The sequence below is a fragment of the uncultured Aquincola sp. genome (assembly GCF_964001545.1).
Lineage (GTDB): Bacteria > Pseudomonadota > Gammaproteobacteria > Burkholderiales > Burkholderiaceae_C > Aquincola.
Genome location: NZ_CAXFDV010000630.1, coordinates 1 through 3,730 on the forward strand (window position 1 = coordinate 1; position 3,730 = coordinate 3,730).

Consider the following 3,730-nt stretch of genomic DNA (forward strand, 5'->3'; position numbering starts at 1 on the left):
GCGCGATGCCGACGTCGTTGTCCAGCCCCTTGTCGAAGGCATTGGCCGAGACGATGGCCGCGGGCGCGGCACTCAAGCCCTGCGCACGCAGGCGGCGCAGCGTCTCCCAGCCGTCGATGCCGGGCATCGCCAGGTCCATCAGGATGGCGTCGGGTGCCAGTCCGGCCACGCGGGCCAGCGCCTCTTCGCCCGAGGCGGCCTGCGCCACTTCAAAGCCCAGCGGCTCCAGCACGCTGGCCAGAAAGCCGCGGTCCACCTCTTCGTTGTCCACCACCAGCACCTTGCGGCGCGCGCCCACGTAGCCGGTGCGCCGGCGCGGTGCCTCGGCAGGCCGGGTGAGCTCGGCCCGCATCTCGGGCAGGAACAGGCGGATGGTGAAGCGGCTGCCCACGCCGGGCTCGCTGTGCACCCGCATCTCGCCGCCCATCAGGTCGGTCAGCATCTTGGCGATAGTCAGGCCCAGGCCGGTGCCGCCGCTGGCCGACATGCCGGCGGCCGAGCCGCGCATGAAGGGCTCGAACACCCGTTCCAGCTCGGCTTCGCTCATGCCGGGGCCGGTGTCCTCGATCTCGAAGCGGGCCAGCTCGCGCGCCCAGCTGACGCGGAAGATCACCCGCCCCCTCGCGGTGAACTTCACCGCATTGCCCAGCACGTTGATCAGGATCTGCCGCAGCCGCTTCTCGTCGGCCCGCACCACGTCGGGCAGGCTGTCGGCGATCTGCGGCTCGAAGGCGATGCCCTTGCCGGCGGCCTGCAGCTCGAACAGGCGCGCCAGCTCATGCACGCATTCGCGAAAGCGCATCGGCTGCGGGCTGAGGCTGAACTTGCCGCCTTCGATGCGGGCGATGTCCAGCGTGCCTTCGATCAGGCTCAGCAGGTGGTCGCCGCCGCGGCGGATCACGCTGACCGCGCGCTTGCGGTGCTCGGGCATGTGCTCGTCTTCGTCGAGCAGCTGGGCATAGCCCAGGATGCTGTTGAGCGGCGTGCGCAGCTCATGGCTGATGGTCGTGATGTAGCGGCTCTTGGCCTGGTTGGCCGCATCGGCGGCGCGCTTGGCCTGCTGCAGCGCGGCGTCGGTGCGGCGGTGCGATTCGGCCTCGCGCTGCAGCGCCTGCGTCTGCTCGTGCAGCGCCTGGGTCTGGCGGTTGGATTCTTCCTGCGCCACCTGCCGGCTCTTGTGCGTGAGCACCAGCCACCAGGCCACGATGCCCGAGATGAGCAGCAGCGCCGCGAAGGCCTTGATGAAGCCCAGCCGCAGCGCCGGCTGCACCGCCACGCCGGCCTCGCCCAGCAGCCGCAGCTCATGCGCATACAGCGCGCCGAACAGCAGGCCCAGCACCGGCACCACCATCAGCATCACCATCAGGTAGTGGCCCAGGCCCGAGTCGATGGACGGCCACAGCGCACGCGGCATCAGCTTGCGCAGCAGCGCGGTCCATTGCGCGGCCAGCCGCGCATCGGGCTTGCACAGGTCGCCGCAGCGCGCGTCGAGCGAGCAGCACAGCGAGCAGATCGGCCCCTGGTAGGCCGGGCAATGGGCCATGTCGTCGTGCTCGTAGTCGCGCTCGCAGATGCAGCAGCGCTGCAGGCCGTAGTGCTTGAGCGCGGCCGGCTGCGCAGCGGCCTCTTTGGACGCCACCGGCACCAGCCGGAAGATGCGCCGCCCCGGCACCGCCGGCGGCGGCGGACCGGCGCCGTCGTGCCGCGCCAGGTAGTAGCGGCCACCGGTGGCCCAGGCGATCAGCGGCGACACGACGAAGGCCGTGACCATCGCGATGACGGCCGAAAACGCCTGTGCCAGCTCGCCGAAGGCGCCCATGTGCGCCGCCACCGACAGCACCGACGCGATGCCCATCGCGCCCACGCCCACCGGGTTGACGTCGTACAGGAAGGCGCGCTTGAACTCGATGCCGCGCGGGCTCCAGCCCATGGGCTTGTTGATCACCAGATCGGCCACCACCGCCATCATCCAGCTGATGGCCAGGTTGGAGTACAGCCCCAGCACATGGCCCAGGGCCTGGAACACGTCCAGTTCCATCAGCATCAGCGCGATGAGGGTGTTGAACACCACCCACACCACGCGCCCCGGGTGGCTGTGCGTCAGCCGCGCGAAGAAGTTGCTCCAGGCCAGCGAGCCGGCATAGGCATTGGTGACATTGATCTTGAGCTGCGAGATGACCACGAACAGCGCCGTGGCCGCCACCGCCCAGCCGTAGTGCGGAAACACCAGGTTCCAGGCGTTCACGTACATCTGGTTGGGGTCGACCGCGCGCTCGGCCGGCACCATGTGCGACAGCGCGATGTAGGCCAGCAGCGTGCCGGCCAGCATCTTGACCACGCCCAGCACCACCCAGCCCGGCCCGCCCACCAGCACGCCGGCCCACCAGCGGCGCCTGTCGCGCGGGGTGGCGGGCTCGGGCATGAAGCGCAGGTAGTCGGCCTGCTCGCCCATCTGCGTGATCAGCGCAATGCCCACGGTGAGCGCCGCGCCGAAGCCCAGCAGGCTGAAGGCGGGCGTGTCGTTGGCGCCGCCGTAGCCCGACAGCTCACCAAGCACGCCCGGGTAGGCCTGGAACACGTAGACGAAAGGCAGCACCAGCATCAGCAGCCACAGCGGCTGTGTCCACACCTGCAGCCGGCTGATCATGGTCACGCCGTGGGTGACCAGCGGAATGACCACCAGCGCGCAGATCAGGTAACCCCAGGCCGGGGGGATGTCGAAGGCCAGGTCCAGCGCATAGGCCATCACCGCCGCTTCCAGCGCGAAGAAGATGAAGGTGAAGCTGGCGTAGATGAGCGAGGTGATGGTGCTGCCGATGTAGCCGAAGCCGGCGCCGCGGGTCAGCAGGTCCATGTCGACGCCGTAGCGCGCCGCGTAGATGCTGATGGGCAGGCCGGCCGCGAAGATGATCAGCCCGGTGCACAGGATGGCCCAGAAGGCGTTGGCAAAGCCGTACTGCACCAGCAGCGTGGCGCCCACCGCTTCCAGCACCAGAAACGAGGCGGCACCGAAGGCGGTGTTGGCCACCCGCCAGGGCGACCACTTGCGGAACGAGCGCGCGGTGAAGCGCAGCGCGTAGTCCTCCATGGTCTCGCTGCCGACCCAGCTGTTGTAGTCGCGGCGCACCTTGACCACCCGCTGCGGCGCATCGTCCAGGCGCTGCGGCGGCGCGGTCCTGCTGTCATCCTTCATCACCATGGCGCATCAAGAAACGCACCATGCCGCGGCACTGGCATCCATCCTGCTCAAAGCAGTCCCATGGAACTCACGCCCCGCGAGAAGGACAAGCTCCTGATCTTCACCGCCGCCTTGCTGGCCGAACGCCGCAAGGCCCGCGGCCTCAAGCTCAACTACCCCGAGGCGGTGGCGCTGATCAGCGCCGCCATCATGGAAGGCGCCCGCGACGGCAAGAGCGTCGCCGCGCTGATGAGCGAGGGCAAGACCGTGCTCACCCGGGCCGACGTGATGGACGGCATCGCCGAGATGATCCCCGAGATCCAGGTCGAAGCCACCTTCCCCGATGGCACCAAATTGGTGACGGTGCACCAACCCATTGCATGAGCCCGCCGGCAAGCGCACCTTTGTGGCGCTTGCGGCCACTTCCCGCCTGACACAAGAAGGACTGCCGATGACCCATCGCCCCTGCCGCGCCGCCCTGCTGGGCCTGGCCGCCGCCGCGCTGCCGCTGATCGCCTCTGCCCACGTGGGCCAGGATGGTGCGGCCCACCA

Annotated in this window: 2 protein-coding genes; one reads left to right on the top strand and one right to left on the bottom strand. The window is 69.3% G+C overall.

The features are described from left to right. Window positions 1–3,193, bottom strand: a 3,193-nt coding sequence (locus tag ABNT58_RS21995; RefSeq protein WP_348755543.1) for an ATP-binding protein, incomplete at its 3' end; no start/stop codon positions are given. A gap of 66 nt (window positions 3,194–3,259) precedes the next feature. Between ABNT58_RS21995 and ureA the strand changes: the two genes are divergently transcribed. Beyond that, window positions 3,260–3,562, top strand: coding sequence for an urease subunit gamma (ureA, locus tag ABNT58_RS22000; RefSeq protein ID WP_250197457.1), 303 nt, complete (start codon window positions 3,260–3,262; stop codon window positions 3,560–3,562). Window positions 3,563–3,730 lie beyond the last annotated feature (168 nt).

Bases quoted from the DNA above. Each gene is read 5' to 3' on its own strand.
- ureA (WP_250197457.1), top strand. From the start codon at position 3,260: ATGGAACTCACGCCCCGCGAGAAGGACAAGCTCCTGATCTTCACCGCC.